The organism is Thalassomonas sp. M1454, from assembly GCF_007097525.1.
GTDB lineage: Bacteria > Pseudomonadota > Gammaproteobacteria > Enterobacterales > Alteromonadaceae > Thalassotalea_A.
This window is the reverse complement of record NZ_VKDD01000007.1, coordinates 74,109-90,904: the sequence shown is the minus strand read 5'-3', so window position 1 is coordinate 90,904 and position 16,796 is coordinate 74,109. Positions and strand designations below refer to the sequence as shown.

Annotated in this window: 16 protein-coding genes and 5 pseudogenes; 9 read left to right on the top strand and 12 right to left on the bottom strand. The window is 36.8% G+C overall.

Annotated features, from left to right (window positions below):
- Positions 1 to 310 precede the first annotated feature (310 nt).
- The 5 genes from FNN08_RS14435 to FNN08_RS14420 form a co-directional block, all read right to left on the bottom strand.
- Positions 311 to 976 carry a recombinase family protein gene (locus tag FNN08_RS14435; RefSeq protein WP_143587024.1) on the bottom strand — a complete coding sequence of 222 codons (666 nt, stop codon included), beginning with the start codon at positions 974 to 976 and terminating at the stop codon, positions 311 to 313.
- A 146-nt stretch (positions 977 to 1,122) separates the two neighbouring features.
- Positions 1,123 to 1,269: a hypothetical protein gene (locus tag FNN08_RS16380; protein ID WP_185962683.1), complete on the bottom strand. Its 147-nt coding sequence runs from the start codon at positions 1,267 to 1,269 to the stop codon at positions 1,123 to 1,125.
- 245 nt (positions 1,270 to 1,514) lie between these two features.
- Complete coding sequence (locus tag FNN08_RS14430) at positions 1,515 to 1,766, bottom strand: hypothetical protein (RefSeq protein ID WP_143587022.1); 252 nt, start codon at positions 1,764 to 1,766, stop codon at positions 1,515 to 1,517.
- Between the two features lie 153 nt (positions 1,767 to 1,919).
- Positions 1,920 to 2,558, bottom strand: coding sequence for a hypothetical protein (locus FNN08_RS14425; protein WP_143587020.1), 639 nt, complete (start codon positions 2,556 to 2,558; stop codon positions 1,920 to 1,922).
- Positions 2,559 to 2,663: 105 nt separating this feature from the next.
- Positions 2,664 to 5,306 (bottom strand): DUF1566 domain-containing protein, encoded by a 2,643-nt coding sequence (locus tag FNN08_RS14420; RefSeq protein ID WP_143587018.1) that lies wholly within the window; start codon positions 5,304 to 5,306, stop codon positions 2,664 to 2,666.
- A gap of 310 nt (positions 5,307 to 5,616) precedes the next feature.
- Between FNN08_RS14420 and FNN08_RS14415 the strand changes: the two genes are divergently transcribed.
- Entirely contained in the window at positions 5,617 to 5,934 is a 318-nt protein-coding gene (locus FNN08_RS14415; protein WP_260679365.1) for a transcriptional regulator, read from the top strand.
- An 81-nt stretch (positions 5,935 to 6,015) separates the two neighbouring features.
- Positions 6,016 to 6,210 (top strand): hypothetical protein, encoded by a 195-nt coding sequence (locus FNN08_RS14410; RefSeq protein WP_143587016.1) that lies wholly within the window; start codon positions 6,016 to 6,018, stop codon positions 6,208 to 6,210.
- Between the two features lie 487 nt (positions 6,211 to 6,697).
- Here the strand turns inward: FNN08_RS14410 and FNN08_RS14405 are convergent, their stop codons facing one another.
- The 4 genes and pseudogenes from FNN08_RS14405 to FNN08_RS16670 form a co-directional block, all read right to left on the bottom strand.
- Positions 6,698 to 7,153, bottom strand: coding sequence for a hypothetical protein (locus FNN08_RS14405; RefSeq protein WP_143587015.1), 456 nt, complete (start codon positions 7,151 to 7,153; stop codon positions 6,698 to 6,700).
- A 686-nt stretch (positions 7,154 to 7,839) separates the two neighbouring features.
- Positions 7,840 to 7,995: pseudogene (locus tag FNN08_RS16675) on the bottom strand (RHS repeat-associated core domain-containing protein); the annotation flags it as partial.
- A gap of 76 nt (positions 7,996 to 8,071) precedes the next feature.
- Entirely contained in the window at positions 8,072 to 8,431 is a 360-nt protein-coding gene (locus tag FNN08_RS14395) for a hypothetical protein (RefSeq protein WP_143587013.1), read from the bottom strand.
- 787 nt (positions 8,432 to 9,218) lie between these two features.
- Positions 9,219 to 9,371 (bottom strand): annotated as a pseudogene (locus FNN08_RS16670) (RHS repeat-associated core domain-containing protein); the annotation flags it as partial.
- A 212-nt stretch (positions 9,372 to 9,583) separates the two neighbouring features.
- Here FNN08_RS16670 and FNN08_RS14385 point away from each other — a divergent pair.
- The 7 genes and pseudogenes from FNN08_RS14385 (at position 9,584) to FNN08_RS14355 (ending at position 13,418) form a co-directional block, all read left to right on the top strand.
- Positions 9,584 to 10,003 (top strand): DUF2384 domain-containing protein, encoded by a 420-nt coding sequence (locus FNN08_RS14385; RefSeq protein ID WP_143587011.1) that lies wholly within the window; start codon positions 9,584 to 9,586, stop codon positions 10,001 to 10,003.
- Positions 10,003 to 10,470, top strand: a complete 468-nt coding sequence (locus FNN08_RS14380) for an RES family NAD+ phosphorylase (RefSeq protein ID WP_143587010.1) — start codon at positions 10,003 to 10,005, stop codon at positions 10,468 to 10,470. Before FNN08_RS14385 ends, FNN08_RS14380 begins: the two co-directional genes overlap by 1 nt.
- Positions 10,471 to 10,564: 94 nt before the next feature.
- Positions 10,565 to 11,527, top strand: a pseudogene (locus FNN08_RS14375) (RHS repeat-associated core domain-containing protein); the annotation flags it as partial.
- Positions 11,520 to 11,954 carry a hypothetical protein gene (locus FNN08_RS14370; protein WP_185962681.1) on the top strand — a complete coding sequence of 145 codons (435 nt, stop codon included), beginning with the start codon at positions 11,520 to 11,522 and terminating at the stop codon, positions 11,952 to 11,954. The pseudogene FNN08_RS14375 and the gene FNN08_RS14370, both read left to right, overlap by 8 nt.
- 71 nt (positions 11,955 to 12,025) lie before the next feature.
- Positions 12,026 to 12,181 (top strand): annotated as a pseudogene (locus FNN08_RS16665) (RHS repeat-associated core domain-containing protein); the annotation flags it as partial.
- A gap of 467 nt (positions 12,182 to 12,648) precedes the next feature.
- A complete protein-coding gene (locus FNN08_RS14360; RefSeq protein ID WP_143587003.1) occupies positions 12,649 to 12,972 on the top strand; it encodes a hypothetical protein in 324 nt (107 codons plus the stop codon).
- Positions 12,969 to 13,418 (top strand): hypothetical protein, encoded by a 450-nt coding sequence (locus tag FNN08_RS14355; protein ID WP_143587001.1) that lies wholly within the window; start codon positions 12,969 to 12,971, stop codon positions 13,416 to 13,418. Before FNN08_RS14360 ends, FNN08_RS14355 begins: the two co-directional genes overlap by 4 nt.
- A gap of 1,003 nt (positions 13,419 to 14,421) precedes the next feature.
- On the opposite strand, the gene FNN08_RS14350 is transcribed toward FNN08_RS14355, so the two are convergent.
- The 3 genes and pseudogenes from FNN08_RS14350 to FNN08_RS14340 all read right to left on the bottom strand — a co-directional run bounded on the left by FNN08_RS14350 (position 14,422) and on the right by FNN08_RS14340 (position 16,646).
- Positions 14,422 to 14,805 carry a hypothetical protein gene (locus FNN08_RS14350; RefSeq protein WP_143586999.1) on the bottom strand — a complete coding sequence of 128 codons (384 nt, stop codon included), beginning with the start codon at positions 14,803 to 14,805 and terminating at the stop codon, positions 14,422 to 14,424.
- A gap of 760 nt (positions 14,806 to 15,565) precedes the next feature.
- A pseudogene (locus tag FNN08_RS16660) lies at positions 15,566 to 15,724 on the bottom strand (RHS repeat-associated core domain-containing protein); the annotation flags it as partial.
- Between the two features lie 88 nt (positions 15,725 to 15,812).
- Positions 15,813 to 16,646, bottom strand: coding sequence for a DUF3800 domain-containing protein (locus FNN08_RS14340; protein ID WP_143586995.1), 834 nt, complete (start codon positions 16,644 to 16,646; stop codon positions 15,813 to 15,815).
- Between the last annotated feature and the right edge of the window lie 150 nt (positions 16,647 to 16,796).

Below are 16,796 nucleotides of genomic sequence, written 5' to 3'. Positions count from 1 at the left end.
AAGACTATCCTTGTCCCCTTTTAGAAACTCGAAGTTGGATTGTTGCATTGGGAGGTTCTCCATTTACTATTTTCACTGCATATCCATGCTTTTACTAGTAATTTAAACTTTAAAAACGATTGTAAAGTAAAATAGTAAGTCTTTCCACGACCAAGAAATTATTTGACCTCATATTTAAAATCAAAAATATGCCTGTTACTATTTTATGTTGTTCATGGCATATATAAGCAATGTAAAAAATGACCAAACAAGAGATAAAGCGCTATCGAGAAGTACTTAAAGCTTTTAGATAGCACATCTTTTATGCGACTTAATAGTTAGATGTTACTATCTTTTTTACCACAACATCTGTGAAGCCAGCGCCTCTTCGCGATTTAAAGCCCAATCGATTAAGTTCTCTAGCAATACCTCGATACGAAACGATGCCCCGACCCTGTATGTCTGTAATGACTGGGTATATGTGTTCGTAGAAGATCTGAGTATTTTCAATAAAGGTCTTTCTTGCATTTGTGGTATCTGTACAGCGCACTTCATCAAGGTTAGGATTTCCAAGTATAACCCCCCTTGCTTTTGCTGCGGCCAGTGCGGCCTTTGTTCTAACAGATACTTGCCTTGCTTCGTTTTCTGCAACTACGGCTAATAGCTGAACCGTCAGCTCATTCGCGTGTGGATTGTCACATGCTATAAACTTGATCTTTTCTTTCATCAATCCCGTAAGAAAATGAAGGTCACGGGTCAAACGATCAAGCTTAGCTATTAGCAATATTGAGTTAGTTAATTTGCAGTGTCTGATCGCTGCATCAAGAACCTTTCTATCACTCTTCTTACCCGATTCTATTTCCACATACTCCTCAAGCAACGTCGCCTGGTCTTGTGAACCGATAAAGGTTTTAACGGAATGTTTTTGAGCTTCAAGTCCTAGGCCACTTTCGCCCTGTTTAATGGTTGATACTCTTAAATATGATACGTAATTCATTAACTCAAGCTCCTCCTATGTGAACGTTTACCAGATTAATGCACCTAGGAGATTCGTCAAAAAAGTAGCTTTGGTTTTCATTTATTCGCAAAAGGCTAGTCGTGGAAAGACATTGATTTAAATAAGCACATCTTTGAGAGGTAATGCTAAAAATTTGAAATTAGTACTGTTATCGTGTCCTTGTATACAAGAAACAAATCAAACATCCGGTCTAGGCTCCATAGTAAAGCTTCTTCAATAAACAGTGCGCCAGTTAATCCAGCCCCTGCGGCAATTTTTTTGTCTGTTTTCATTTTTTGTCCTTGTTGATAGTTAGTTTGTTTATTGTCTCAACAAGTACAGTTTTGTCTAAAAAGGGAACTGGCGGTTGAACTAGATATAACGTCAATATTTCTACAGCCCAACTTCAGATGCCTACTGAAAAGGTCTGGAATGAAAAAGCCTAGATAAATCACCAAACGGCAATTCGACTGCCAAATTTAGCTTTGTCTAGGCTTTGTGTTACTTTTAATCGTTAGGTTTTCTGTCTATTGGTTGATTAGTTGCGCAGTGACCATTTAATCAAAGACATAACGTAGTCGACCATGCACTTCTCTTTCTCTGACAAGGCTCGAATACCAAAATCATGAGCTTTTATGCACACAGCAGCTTCATCTCGACTCAGATTAACCGTTACTTCCCCTCCAGGAGTCAATCCTCTGTAATGCTCGATACCGGCTTCTAAAGCCCTACCTTCATTTGCATACAGCGTTTCAACGTGCTTGTCATAGTTAAACTCTCTCACAGTCATTTTCTCCTTGTGTTTAGTGATATGACTATGATGATTATGAAACCAACTTCCTTTTCATTCCATTATAAGGGATGTGTAACGGTATAATTTTGTTGGGTAGTTAGGTTGAGCAGAGACAATGTCCCGCCCATGAGGGGCGGGAGCAGGTGATTTTTAAATTTTCTGAGTTGCTTCTTTAAAGAAATCATTTAGCGTCAAGATAAAGTGTTTTTCTAGAAGCTGTGAAGTGAACTCGTCCAAAGTGTTGAAGCTATCAAAGCTGCCTTTTTCATGGTCGACACTTTCATTCACTTTATAGGCTTTTTCAAAAACGATTTCACCTTTACTAGATAATTTGTAAGTCACATCAAAGTCAGCAACGATATCATATTCAGAAGAGCCTAAACCTAGAGTAACTAAGCTTTTCCCCATGCTTTTCATTGTTTCATGATCTGCATAAGCAGGCCCTAGTTTATCATGAGCAATTAACTCAACGATTACCTGGTAATCTGCCTGTTCTGCGTTAGCACGCTTTGCTGTTGCCGGTAACTGTTCGAAAATTAGCTCAGGTAATCCTTTCAACGTTTTACTTGACGCTACAGAAAGCTCAACTTCTGATAGCGGAGCTAAAGCAAGCTGCTCACCGCCAGAAAAAATACCTGGTTTCGGCTGACTATAAAGAATGTCATATGTGAACGACTTATTATCAAATTCCTGATGATAAACATTCTCAACAGTAGGCATGGTAATTTGGGCATGTGTAGCACAGCCTGATAAAACTAAAAGCATTGATGATATTATTATTTTTTTCATTGTTCTCTTCCTCGTCCTGTGGATTAACTAGCCAAGCTTGGACGCATAAAGCTTAGCTAGTTTAGTTTTTAAGCCAAATAAATAGGCGATTTGAAAGGTTTAACCTTAGTCGATGTCTCGTACTAAAATCACATAAACGGTACTGGTTCTAGTATGTTTTTGTGCCCCTCCAGATCTATTCATAACCCAAGAATAAAGCGTAGAACTAAGATACTGTACAGGTGTAGAAGACCAAAAATAGTCTGTGTTTTCACTTGGAATATTAAAAAACACATCTGTATTGAATGATGGCTGTGCCTGCCCTGTGTTAGCGATTGTTCTCAGCTCCTTTATGTTAGGAAGCCTCCAACCTTCATAACCAGTGTTTAACGTTAAAGCAGGCTGTTTAAGGGCATTTTCCCATGTAAGTTTTATCGCATCACCAGTACATGTTTGCTCTTCAATGCTCCATTCTTGACCATAAACGCAGCGAGACCACATTAAGCCAGTTTTTAAGTCAGCAATAACTCCTTCAGTAGGAGATAAATAGCGAGATGTAGGTGTTTCATCAATAACATAAGAATCAGCTAGCTCATTATTCGAGATTAAACGTACACGAGCAATTACTGTACGGCTCAGATGTCCAAGTTGACCTGATGTATTGAAGTCAACTGCCCAAGCATGATCTGTTCGACCTAATGCAGGAGTGCCAGTCCAAAAAATCCCTCCGGTTGAACCGATTGGGGCATTTGGGAAGTATGTCATATCGATATAAGGTACCGATGTTCCATAATGTAATAAGCCACCCAGCTCTTCTACGGTTGGTAATCTCCAATTAGTTTTGCCGCACACTTGATTTGTATTTAACTCATCTACAAGTTCATCCCATTCACCTGAATAAGTGCCAATTTTACTCTCATCATTATAACCTTGGGCGCCTTTACCGCCCCATCTGTACCCATTATATCTATCACGAACTCCGCCATCGGTGGTTTTCACTTCCCAAATAGCACCTGTGAAGTTATCGAGCACACATGACCAAGATTCCGCAGAATCTGCAAGCTTGTTGCCTTCTGCGTCTAGTTTTGTAAAATCAAAACCAGCATCACCAGCACCTACCTTTGTTAACGTACCTGCAGCAGCTTCGGCATCTCGACCTAATTCACAATCATGCTTTAATCCTTCATCAGATATACAACTATCGTCATTACCACTTAAGAAGCCAGCACTAAAATTAACGCCTGAATCGTGAATGAATCTATCTACATGTAAGAGAGTAACTTTAGCTTCAGTTGTGTCTGTTAGGCCCATATCATCTGTAACAGTTAATTCGAAAACAACTTCTTCATCATCTGTAACATCAGCAACAAAAGTTGCTGACATAGCTTCATCACTATCAAGTTCAATATCAAACGCTGTTACTTGCGTCCAAGAGTACTCAACAATTTGACCGTCGTCAGAGCTATTGACACCAGTTAGAATGACATCATCACCAACTTTCACAAGTACAGGGTTTGTTGCTCTTGCTACGGGGTGCTCATTAACATACACATTTAAATTATTTGCATGCGAAGCGCCTTCATTATCTGTAACCATAAGCTGAAAAGTTAATGTTTCACCTTCAATTGCAGTTGGTGCAGTAAAGCTTGCCATGGCAGTTTCTGCATTTGTTAACTCAACCGAAGTACCACTTACTTGCGTCCAAGAGTAGCTTGCTATCGAACCATCAACATCTGTACTCGCAGAGCCATCAATTGTAAATTCTACATCTGGGTTAGTAGTTGTTGAGTTGCCAACAACAGCTACAGGATCAATGTTTACAGGTTGAACAGTAATTGATACTGAGCTAGAAGTAATGCCACCTTCATTGTCTGTAGCCTCTATAGAGAAGGTCAAAACATCTTCTTCAATTAGTGTTGGGCTCGTAAAAGAAACAGTAAGATCATCGGTAGCACTTAACTCTACTGTCGCACCACCTGTTTGAGTCCATGCAATATTGGTAACAGTACCATCTGTATCTGTCGCGGTAGCAGCAAGGTCGACTAGAGTTTCTTCGTTTATTGTTTGTGCCGCACCAGCATTAACAACTGGCAAAGCATTTACAGGTAACACAGATACTGAAATGTCATCAGAAGCAGTTGCACCTTCGTTATCTGTTACTTCAACACTAAAGGTTAATTCTTCTTCAGTAATTAGCATTGGAGACTCAAACGCTAACGTTTTAACGTCAGCTGAAAACGATACGTCTGTACCCGCTGTTTGCGTCCATTTGTATGTCGCAATTGTGCCATCTGAATCTTCGGCCATTGCATCAATGCTAACAGCAGTTTGTTCGTTAACTTCAACATCATCACCTAGTGCAACTGTTGGACCAGTATTTACGGGCAATACATTAACTGTAACGCTATCTTTGGCGGTGTCGCCATCGTTATCCGTTACAGTGACTTCAAACGCCAATTCTGCCGCTTCCACAAGAGTTGGCGACATAAATGATGCTTGCGCTGAGCTCGCGTTGTTAATTGAAACTGTAGGGCCTGATAGCTGTTTCCAGGCATAAGAACTAATTGAACCATCACTATCTGATGCGTCCGCGCTAAGTTGCACCATAGTTTGTTCTTTAACTGCCGACATTTCAGCTAAGGTAACTATTGGTGCTACATTAGGTGTTGGTGGCGTAGTTGTAGTTTCGGGCTCGCTACCTCCACCACCTCCACCGCCGCAGGCTGCTAAAGAAAGGGAAAATAAGCTAAGTAAGGTAATTCGATTCATTTGAAATGCAATCTCCGTATTAAAAAGTTCTTTTTATTATTAAGTTGCCTGTATTTTTGTCCAAAAACAGGTCACAGAGATTCTCTACTAGAGAAGTGTTAAAAAATAGTTACTTTCTAACCTAAACCTTACCAAAGACGGGTATTATCCTGATTTTATATTTACCCCTTTATTTTCAAGGGCTAGAGCTACCCCTTACTTTTTTGACAAGTCAGTTATTTGTGGATAATAGAAGGAAAAACAAATTCATGATAAGGCCTTATTCTTGTACAAAATTGGCAATTACCTTTTCGATGAAAAACTCGCACAGGTGACAAACCTCTCAGGAGATGTAGTCGATCTGAGCCCGTTGGTATTTAAACTTCTTCTGTTTCTGATACATAACAACGATCGATTAGTGAGTAAGCAGGAATTAATACTCAAGGTTTGGACTCAGCATGTTTCCTCTGGCTCTATCGATAAAACCATTTCACAACTTCGAAAAGTTTTTGGTGACTCAGCTACAGACCCTACCTATATAATAACGCGGCGAAAGCTAGGTTATCGCTTAGTAATGCCTGTTACATCAAACGTCCCTCATGAGATAAAAATTATCAATCGAGGGCAATTCGGCACAGTGCAAAGTTAGGCTGTTTCATTAGCGAAGGAAATTCTCAATTTCGTGCGGACTAAAAGAACAAATTTCTATTGGTTATACGAAAGATACTGAATGAAAAGATTAACAGATGAAATTCTACTAGATGCAATTCAATGTTTGTGGGTAGTTGATGGATATCCCCCGACAACGGAAGCTATCATTGGCGAACTAATATTTTTCAACAAAAAGCAAGTACATGTGGCGCTACAACGCGCCAAAAAACGAGGAAAACTTATGGCTCATAGAGAACGCTGGGTGCACTCTTAAATTAAAACGTAGCTTAAGCGCTGTAAGTTCAACTATTAGCCGCTATACACTTCTAGGTGGCAAACACAAGTAGAGTTTTTCGAAATCAAATTAGAACATATTGATATTTCTCCGTCAAAATGAAAGGCAGTCTCATCTCTCGTGCAATCGCTCTCGTTTATTCTGAAAATGTCTTATTTATTTTGAAAAAGCAGTCAAAAAAAACAGCTAAGATCAATGTGTGGTTTTAGCTGTTCAGAATTGAACGTTACTTTAGAAGGCTACTGTAGATTCCACTCAAAACCGATACAAATCCAATGAAATATGATCACCTACACAATCAAAGGTTGACAGTATTACGATCAAAACTTGCCAAAACCATTAAAATAATTCGACCATTAACATTAACTAAAGCCGATAATCGTTAAATTATCGGCTTTAGTTACAGTGGGTGGCTAGTTAATGGTCTCTCTAGGCATAACTTCATTACACCTAGAGTTATCAATTACTACTCTACTAATCTGTAATTTACAGTAGATAGGTTATACCAAGGTGAAGAAATCTTACCTTTTGATTCCGGTAAAAAATAATGCAATTTAAAGCGTACTACTCTGGGCTTTAAGTGTTTTGGAAAGATATACTGTAAAGAATTTTTAGTTAATAAATATCCTTGAATATCAAAGGGCTCAAGCTCTATTTTTCCATTTGCTATCCCTCCATCTACAAAAACAGTCTTGGCTAGCTGCTTATCGGCAAACTCAACGCAGATGCCATTTTTAAATTCACATTGGTTAAAAATAGGTGATGGTCTTATATAAGCAATTTCATTCGAATAATTCGTTAACAGTAACTTTAAGTAATTAGAATTATCATCATTTTCAAGCTTTAGACTAATTTCATTATCAAATGCAAAACAGTTAAAGCAAAAAACAATAGTAAAAACTAAATAATAAATAAATTTCATATATGTCCCTAATCTAAATAGTAATCTCGACGATACCACAGTGCATCAGATTCTTTTTGGCTTAATCCAAATATTCGGGATGCCTGCCACTGTTTTAAATAAGCTTCAGCCTCATATTTCCTTGCCAAGTTTACATCTTCTAACTCGCCCCACCAACCTTGCTGATAGTGAATATACTCATGATAAACTATAGAAGCTAACCAGCCAGGTCCTCTTATGAAAGCAGCTTTACCTATTAAGATATCGCCATTTTCAGCTACAGTTCCTTCTTTACGTAGCTCATTGCTATATATCACATTTTGCTTTTCATTTAGGCCTATTAGGTCACCATACTCTTCAACTATCATTGTTAGGGCTTTTGCATAATTTTTATTTTGCATTAGTTTATATATTTCTAAATTTTCTCCATCAAGCGACGAAGGGTCAAAGTCTTCCATCTCAGGACTATCAAATGCATTTAATAATTTATTAAAGGAAAGGGCTTTACTTAATTTATTTCCACCAACCCACATATCCATACCTTGTGTTAAAATAAGCTGTCCCCCTTCAACATTAAGGCCAATAGAGGTAAAAAATCGTTCTAACTCAGCATCGCAATATGCATCACTTGAGCACAAAGAACGATCCCAAATTGTAACCCAAGCACTATTTTTAGTGTCACCACTATCAGAAGTATCATCACTTGTACTTGTATAACCACTAGGATCAATTCCATTAACAGGATTATTCATAATATACGAATAGGCATTTATCGATTGGGTATTTGTCGGGCTTTGAATAAACGGATCAACACTCATAAAACGGCCAAGGTTTGGATCGTAGATCCGACCGTTCATATGAATTTAAGCCGATAATAATTTAGAATTATCGGCTTAGTTACAGTGCGTGGCTACTTAATAACTTTGGGGGAAATAGTCTTTAACATGAAAGGAAATTGGAATTACCTTCAGGAATGACTTCAATACCATGGCGGAGGGTATTGATTATTATCAATTCGCAAGAACCTGTAAAAGAAGTTAATGCTAGACCATTTTCAATTTTAACAATTCTAGGTAGCCTTTTAATGTATAACAAATTATCTCTCATAATAAAGTCTACAACTTTTGCATCCACGACTATAATATCAAGTTCCTTATCGAGTCTTCGAACTATTAATTTTTCATCGCCTCCAGCCTCAAGAAAATAATATTCCCCTTTTATTTGAAACGCTCCATCCCCAGCCCCAGGACCACAGCCAAATAGACAGAAGATCAAAAATGAAAATCTAAGGTGTAACATTTGGAGAACCTCTATACATTATTGTAAAGTCATTTCCTACAGCACTTCCTGCATTAGACGCATAAGCAAATCCTAAATATGTGGCAAAATTCCTAAAATGCCCTTTAAATTCATTACTGTACCTACTGGCATCATGCTTTTCAAAATTATATTTCCCTTGAGCTATGCCTTGCCCATTGTTAATTAAAGTTACTGAACCATGTACTAACCAGTCTAAAAAATTTGAAACTTTTCCTGAAGCGGTCCCTTTTGAATTGAAGCGTGAAGTTCGTTCCACAGTAAGGCGGCTCGCGTCTACAACAACCTTCAGGTTTGGATCGCTATTCTTACGCCAAATTTTGTTAGCCTCAATTAAAGTTAGGTGACCATCAGCTACTCCATCAACAATTTCGAAAAATGCCTTATTAGTCGCCCAAGTTGGATCAATCCAGCCAGCAGTCACTATATTATTTAGAGTATTACTTATACCTGCTAAAACATAATTAGACACCGCATCACCTATCGCAGAAAACGCATTATCAATTTGATCCATTAGTGCATTAATTTGTTCAGCATACCTAGCAGCATTTTGTTGTTTACAGTCAATGAAACCTGAACATGCAAAACCGGTAACAGTTATCGTTGTCATTTTAGGGGCGTTTTTTGCGTACTCTTCATTCATCATATCAGAATAACTGCTACCTGAATCACCTTCATCATCACTTCCATTTGAATTGCTTCCTCCAGATCCTCCAAAAAGAAGCATATCATCACCTACATCAAGAGGGTCACTTGTACTATTCCAAAGATAACCACTAGGATCAGTACCATTAACTGGATTATTCATGATATACGAATAACCATTAATCGACTGAGTATTTGTTGGGCTTTGTATGAATGGATCTACACTCATGAAACGGCCAAGGTTTGGATCGTAAATCCGACCGTTCATATGACTTAATCACGAACAGGTTAGCTAACGCATTGGTTTTTAAAGAACTTTAATCGGTACATTAAATACCTATATTTGCTATTAGTCAAAAAATTATGCTTCTAGAAAAAATTTTAGCTGGTGAGTTGGTAATGCACCAATACAAACACATCATTTTGATGTTGATTACTCTTCATTATGATGTATTATGAGGCTTGAGATTATTTTTAATAAGGTCAATTATGTCATCACTATTAAGTGAAACCCTAGGGATTAAAGAAAATATTTTTTCTAATAAGCGAGCTTATCTAGAACTAGTTGAACATGGCATACCCGGTGCTGTAGTTCGCCGCACTGTTAATCAATTCCCACAGCAAAGGCAAGTTATCAGTCGAGCTTTAGGTACAACGACGAATAACTTAAGCCGTTTATACAATCGTAAAGTATTAACACCTACACATACAGAAGAAATGTTAGATGTATTATCCGTGTATGAAATGGCTTTTAAGCTTTATGGTGACTGGAGCTTGGTGGAAGAATTGCTCACCTCAACAGTTATTGCTCTCAATAATCAACAGCCAAATGAGCTAATGAATACCTTTGTTGGTAGAACAATGGTCAAAGAAGTAATCAATAAAATGCTTCACGGAGAATTTTCATAGTGAGGTTATATCGCATTGTGCCTCGTGAATATGCAGATAGCTTCAGTGGATTAGGAGCAAGTTATCAAGATGGTGCTCGCTGGAATGAACCTAAGCTGCCTGTATTGTACTTTGCTTTATCTCCTTCAGTTGCAATGCTTGAAATGGCAAACTATTTTCCTAGCCCGCGTTTAGTACCTAAATTCTATGTATTGGCTACTTACATTATTGAAGATAAATACGTAACTTTAGAACTTGAACATTTACCAAAAGATTGGTCTGAATATCCTTATCCAAGATCGACTCAAAAATTAGGTACTGATTGGTTAAAGTCTCAAAAAAGCTTAGGGTTATTGGTTCCAAGCTGCGCAGTACCTTCTGGGCTTGAAAATATATTAGTTATTAACCCTAAACATCCTGATATTAAGAAGCTTAAACTAGTTTCTACAACTCCAGAGATATACAATAACCGAGCATTTAATGCTTAATTATTATTGACGTAACTAGAAGAATACATTTTAATATAATTTATAAAGTTCTTTAAAAAAACCAAATAGTTACCTGACTTAAACTAAATTAAGTCATATGAACGGTAGGATCTACGATCCAAACCTTGGCCGTTTTATGAGTGTTGATCCGTTTATTCAAAACCCTACCAATACTCAATCGATTAACGCTTATTCTTATATTATGAATAATCCCGTTAATGGTACAGATCCTAGTGGCTACATTGGTGAAGATGATCATAAACCTTATACTGGAGCTTTTGATGGCTCTGATGGTATTGGTAGCGGTTTTAATCCTTTCGGTAATAGCAGTGATTCATCGAACGATAGCGATAATGGTTCAAGTATACCTTTTGAACAAACGATAGAAGGTATAAATGGCAAATGGATGTCTGAAAATTCTTCACTTGGTCTTAACGTAGATGTAATATCGTTATCATTTTCAATTAATACTGCTAATTGGATAAACTCAATAATGGAAGACAAGGCATATAAGAACTCTCTAATGGGAGATACTACTTCATGGGCTGCTGGTGGTGGTGCTTCTAGTAATGCGAAGTCCAAACAAGGGTTTATAAGAGGAGTTGCTGATTTCATTGGAAAAATATGGAATTTACCCAACACTATAATAGGACTCGCTTGGGGATTTACAGGGCATATAGTAACCGAAATAGGCCAATTCTTCGGCTTGACAAACCTTGAGTCCGAAATAGGGTTTGGTAATAATGCTATCGAATTTACTTCAAATTTATTTGGTGGTAGCGGCGCTATAGCGCTTGGTAATACTATAACTTGGGGAGTAGAAAAAGGAGGTACATTTTATACAAAAATGTCGTCCCATGAAGAACTTCATACAGTTCAGGGACAGTTCCTTGGATTTACTTATATACCTTTAAACCTTCTTGGTATGGGGTCTTCATTTATAGGAACAACTTTTTTCAATGCAAATTTAAGAACTCAATACGGGGGGAAGGGGAAGTTTCATGGAGAACCTAATTTTATGGAAGGCCCTATTTTTAAAGATGAATTATATGATTAGGTTATTAGCTATATTTATTGTCATTAATTTTTTAGCATCATGTTCAACTGCACCAATTTTTTATTTATATAATTTGAGTGACCAAGATTTATTTTTTCAAAGTAAATCTGAAAAAATAAATCTTGAGAGTGGAGAATTCGCAGACGTATACGGTGCTTTAGTGCCAGCAGGTCAGCTAGATAAAATGATAGATGAATTAAAAATCACATCAAATAATGTAGATTATTGTTATTATTTTAACTATTTGAATATTGGAAAGAAATACCGTGATACTTGGAGTGAATCAACAATTGTTTTACGATTTAAAATAGATGAAAAATTTGATATTTATGTATATAAAGCATCTCCCAACTTTGACTCCAGTGTTATTCAGAGTGAGCAACCTATTGGATTTCCATTAAGTCCTTCACAATGTGAGAAAGACTAGTATTCAATAATTAAAACATAAAGAAGCCCCCACTGTAACTAAGCCGATAATCTAAATGATTATCGGTTTGCATCCATATGAACGGTAGGATCTACGATCCAAACCTTGGCCGTTTCATGAGTGTAGATCCGTTCATTCAAAGCCCGACAAATACCCAATCGATAAATGCCTATTCATATATTATGAATAATCCTGTGAATGGAATTGATCCTAGTGGTTATTTTGCAGTGGGTTCAATAGGTGAAAGTGGCTCAATAATCGGTTGTGAAGCCGATGGTGTTGGCCAAGATTGTGGAATACCAACGCCAGATGATCCAAGTGAAGATCCTATTGATTTACCTGAATTAGAAGCTCCTGTTTATGATGATGTTTTTGGTTATGAACCAGGAAATCAAGTAGGCGGAGCCAGTGTTGGTGTAATGGCCGCTAGTGCTAACTTTTATTCAAATGCTGAAGCTATTGCCCAAGCTGCAATTAATGCATCTATGAATGTTAATGGAAAATCTTCAAGTTCATCAGCTAAAGAAAAGTCTAAGTCATCAAACACTATCGGTAATATAATAAATACTTCAAACGCTGCTATGGGTATTGCTAAGAATTCAGGTACTATTAACTACCCTCCAGTTAAAGCTTCAACTAGGTTTATGGTACCAAATGCCCCCCTGAGCTTGTTATTGGTGGCAAAGGCCTTGTTATGCTTGATTTACCGAAGATAGGTTCGAAGGCCAGTAAATGGCTACTGGGCCCACTAGCTATTGGCGTAACTGGATATTCAGGGATGACAAATATTATAAATGCAAGGAACTCTACCGATGCAACAGCCCATGCAGCGAAATTAGGGTTAGATGCCGGAGTTATAGTAGCAACGGTTGCTATAGGTTTTATCAGTGCTCCAGGAGCTGTAGTTTTTGGAATAGGTTACTTGTTATTTGATTTGTCATTCGATTCTTTTGGTTATTTTAAAGGAAAAATAGTTGGTAACCGACAAAGAAATGCAATAAGGAATATTCGCCAATGATGAAAACATTTTTTATATGGACATTTTTTATATTTTATCGCCAATATAAAAATACAAATAACGATAGGGAATCCATATTTGATACAGCGGTTGGTTTCAGTATTACGTTATACCTATTGAATATATATTCAATTTTACTTTGGGTTTCTTATTTATTAGGAGGCACATATAAAGAAGTAATGTTTTATATGTTCACTAATGGGTTTGCAATATCAGTATTAACTATTTCTATTACTGCAACCATAATTTTTTCAATTCTAAGGCTAAAAAGAATAGGGGCTATTTCTGCCTGGGAAATTGAAATGGAAAATAATATGCATTTTAAAAAATATGGTATTCTCGTTAATATCGTATATTTGATATTAAGTTTTCTATTTTTTATGTTGAGTATATATCTAGTTTTTTTAAGGCCGAAGCTAGAACAAGGTTTGTTTTTGATTTTTTAAAGTTATTTACTTATGCTAAAATAAGAAGCTTTCAGGTAATACCCTAGCACTTGAAAGCTAATTTAAGAATAATCATCCAAAAGTTATTTATTATTGATTTTCTTTGCCATCTTGAATCCATAACCAGTATAGAAATAGGCATAAATCAATATTAATAATGTAGACAAACCAGGAATCATACTAGCTAAACTGGAAGTTACTATTCCTACAGTCCAAATAATTATTATAAAGTTGTTAGCCCCATCTATTTCTTTTCTGAATTCTTTAAATAAAGAATCAAAGTTTATTAAAACAATTAAAGTATGAACAAACCTAAAAAATATAAATATAACCCTTTGAATAACATCAAAAATGGGTAGAAGAAGCCCCCTCAATATACATAAATTCTCTAGAGCTAATTTTATTCGTTTACTTACACCTCATTGGTATGCTACATGTTTTAACACTTTTAGCAGTTTGATTAAGCCAAATAAGTATACTTATACCACTGTCTATAACCTCTAGAGTGGTACCTCTAAAGAAGTTACCAGCTCTGAATGTTGCTAAATCTACAACTATCCATCCTACTCCTTCAGCACTTGGCTCAGGAGTAAAACAAACAAAGGATGATGTTAATTGTCCTAGACGTACATAGCCTAGCCCCCCTCGCTAACAATTGCGATACTTCTAGTAGCATTGATTAAATCTTCATTAGTTGTTGTTATATACTCTGACATAGCGACTCCTGCTTGTTGTGCTAAAAAAGCACTACCGAAGTTTTTGTTGCAAAACCCATTCACTTTTAGCTGTCTGTCCAAACATATCCAGCATCCGACCCAATCCGCATTGGCAGTATATTCCGATCAAAAATGGAAAAAAAACATCTAACTTATGACAAAATATTTCGTTATAGTTCCGACGAAAACTAACCACCAGACAAAAGAAAACCAGCTACCGCTGGCTTTCGTTTTAGCTGATATTCTGTTGGCAGAGGGTTAATACCAATGGCTGCCTCCTCTAGTGCTTATTCAAAATTAACAACTAGCGTAATTAACAGAACAGCGGATAAAAGCGCATAAAGAAATATACTTAATTTCCATTTGAATTTTTCTCTCCTCCAATAAACCTGCATTTCCTCAACTTTCTTTAAGAAAGCAGGTTTCTTTACACAAAACTCACAAGATAAATAAATAGCAACAGCCAAAAAAAGCTGAAAATAGTCATTAATCAATAACATTTCAGCATTTGGAAAACAATAAGCCAATGCTATAAGAATGCTCCCTACATTCATAACATAAGGGATAGATGCAAAGCTAGCTGCCAAGTACTCTTCCGGCTTCTGTTTATTTTTCTGAGTTAAATAAACTATTAGTAACGGTGCTAATATTATAGTTTTAATTGAAAACATTTATACTTTATTCCCTTCTTCTAATACCTGTTATTTTATTTCTAATAGCACCTTCAATATCAAATAAGTTATCAAAAACTAAATATCCAATTGCTCCAACAATAGCTATTGGTGCGGCTATTGGGGCAGATATTAAACCGATGCCAAATGTAAGAGCCGCCACTCCTATATCGATACCATACTTTATTTGTGAAGCACTATCTCCTCTAATCGATTCAAATCCAGTAGCCACTGTAATAGCCACACCAATTATACCAATTCGTTTTGCATATGGAGCTAAATGGTAAAAATTATAAAGCGGTACTTTAGTTGCGTTAGTAGGAGCCTTGTAAACAGCATTAGGAGCCTTAAGGTTTGTCTTGACCGACGTCGGAGCTTTTTGATTACCAAGCGCACCTAAAACAGTTACTCCTATTCCAATAGCATTATTTCCAGCAGGCTGACCATTGAAGTCACTATTTTGTTTAGAACCTCTTGACCCGCCTCCTGAATTACCTAAAGAGGCATTAATTGCAGCTTGGGCAATGGCTTCAGCATTTGAATAAAAGTTAGCACTAGCGGCCATTACACCAACACTGGCTCCGCCTGCTTGATTGCCTGGTTCATAACCAAAAACATCATCATAAACAGGTGGAGCTTCTAATTCAGGTAAATCAATAGGATCTTCACTTGGATCATTTGGCGTTGGTATTCCACAATCTTGGCCAACACCATCGGCTTCACAACCGATTATTGAGCCACTTTCACCTATTGAACCCACTGCAAAATAACCACTAGGATCAATTCCATTCACAGGATTATTCATTATGTACGAATAGGCATTTATCGATTGGGTATTTGTCGGGCTTTGAATGAACGGATCAACACTCATGAAACGGCCAAGGTTTGGATCGTAGATCCGACCGTTCATATGACTTAATAGACTTAAGACAAGCTAAATGCATGGTTTTTAAAGAACTTTTATGAATAAGATGTTATCAGTATTTGACTCAATAGCCAATAAAGTATCACTCAAAAAATTTATTAGCACTGCGCTTTTCAATTTCATCCAAAACGGTAATTCCGCCTCGATACCTTTCACCATCAAAATAGCGGTGAGACATATGCTTTAATCTTTTTGCATATCTTTCTTGAAGTTTTTCGTACTTTGAATTTACGTGGATACTTTTTATATGCTCTGTACAGTAAGCATGAGATGCGATAGGGAATAAAAGCGCAGAGCATATTATATCTGTGATTTGTAGAGCTACGTGGTTATCGCTATGGCCGTATAAAGGCATTTCAACAATGTTGGGGTATGAATCCCCACTAGCTTTAAATTTTTGAGTAAATATGGAGTGAGATACGCCTATATTAAGCTCGTGATTTCGGCTATCAGCTATAACGATCCCTTTACTCGCTTTTTCCATCAAAAAGTGTTGAAAATGAGAATTGATAAATTGTACAGAACGGGCGTATAAAGCTTTGCCGTCAAATTGTTTAGAAGGCGCCTTAATGTATATATTTGGGATTAATTTACAATCTAACTTTTCCATTAAATTAAGAAGTTTATCTAAAAAGCCAATTGCACGGCGATAGTTATTACGATTTGACTTCCTTAAAGGCTTTCTTAAATCCTCAGCACCTTTTATTTCATGTTTAACTATATCTAGATCGTGTCGGAGTTTGGAAGCAAGCTTAGGGTTAAATTGTCGTTTTAAAGCGAGGAATTCTTGTGTTAATTCTATTAAAGATGTTTCAGGAATAACCAGACCACATAAAACTAATATAGGCTGAACATCGGAAGTAGCCGAAGGTAAAACGCCTGTGCATCCTGCTTCGTCAATATAACAAAAAAACATTTCACCTCACCTAAAAACAACTAAAGCCACATAAAATGTGGCTTTAGGGACTGCCGCCCGTTTCCGGTTCGACTATAGAAATATCAATTTCTATGTAAGATGATATTCAAGAATCTATTCAAAGTCAATTGCAAGTTTGGGAAAACCAGT

What these genes read in the sequence shown, in the direction of transcription:
- FNN08_RS14340 (WP_143586995.1), bottom strand. Translation starts at nt 16,646, where the DNA reads ATGTTTTTTTGTTATATTGACGAAGCAGGATGCACAGGCGTTTTACCT.
- FNN08_RS14405 (WP_143587015.1), bottom strand. Translation starts at nt 7,153, where the DNA reads ATGAAATTTATTTATTATTTAGTTTTTACTATTGTTTTTTGCTTTAAC.
- FNN08_RS14430 (WP_143587022.1), bottom strand. Translation starts at nt 1,766, where the DNA reads ATGACTGTGAGAGAGTTTAACTATGACAAGCACGTTGAAACGCTGTAT.
- FNN08_RS14355 (WP_143587001.1), top strand. Translation starts at nt 12,969, where the DNA reads ATGATGAAAACATTTTTTATATGGACATTTTTTATATTTTATCGCCAA.
- FNN08_RS14425 (WP_143587020.1), bottom strand. Translation starts at nt 2,558, where the DNA reads ATGAAAAAAATAATAATATCATCAATGCTTTTAGTTTTATCAGGCTGT.
- FNN08_RS14370 (WP_185962681.1), top strand. Translation starts at nt 11,520, where the DNA reads ATGATTAGGTTATTAGCTATATTTATTGTCATTAATTTTTTAGCATCA.
- FNN08_RS16380 (WP_185962683.1), bottom strand. Translation starts at nt 1,269, where the DNA reads ATGAAAACAGACAAAAAAATTGCCGCAGGGGCTGGATTAACTGGCGCA.
- FNN08_RS14360 (WP_143587003.1), top strand. Translation starts at nt 12,649, where the DNA reads ATGCTTGATTTACCGAAGATAGGTTCGAAGGCCAGTAAATGGCTACTG.
- FNN08_RS14420 (WP_143587018.1), bottom strand. Translation starts at nt 5,306, where the DNA reads ATGAATCGAATTACCTTACTTAGCTTATTTTCCCTTTCTTTAGCAGCC.
- FNN08_RS14435 (WP_143587024.1), bottom strand. Translation starts at nt 976, where the DNA reads ATGAATTACGTATCATATTTAAGAGTATCAACCATTAAACAGGGCGAA.
- FNN08_RS14410 (WP_143587016.1), top strand. Translation starts at nt 6,016, where the DNA reads ATGAAAAGATTAACAGATGAAATTCTACTAGATGCAATTCAATGTTTG.
- FNN08_RS14395 (WP_143587013.1), bottom strand. Translation starts at nt 8,431, where the DNA reads ATGTTACACCTTAGATTTTCATTTTTGATCTTCTGTCTATTTGGCTGT.
- FNN08_RS14385 (WP_143587011.1), top strand. Translation starts at nt 9,584, where the DNA reads ATGTCATCACTATTAAGTGAAACCCTAGGGATTAAAGAAAATATTTTT.
- FNN08_RS14350 (WP_143586999.1), bottom strand. Translation starts at nt 14,805, where the DNA reads ATGTTTTCAATTAAAACTATAATATTAGCACCGTTACTAATAGTTTAT.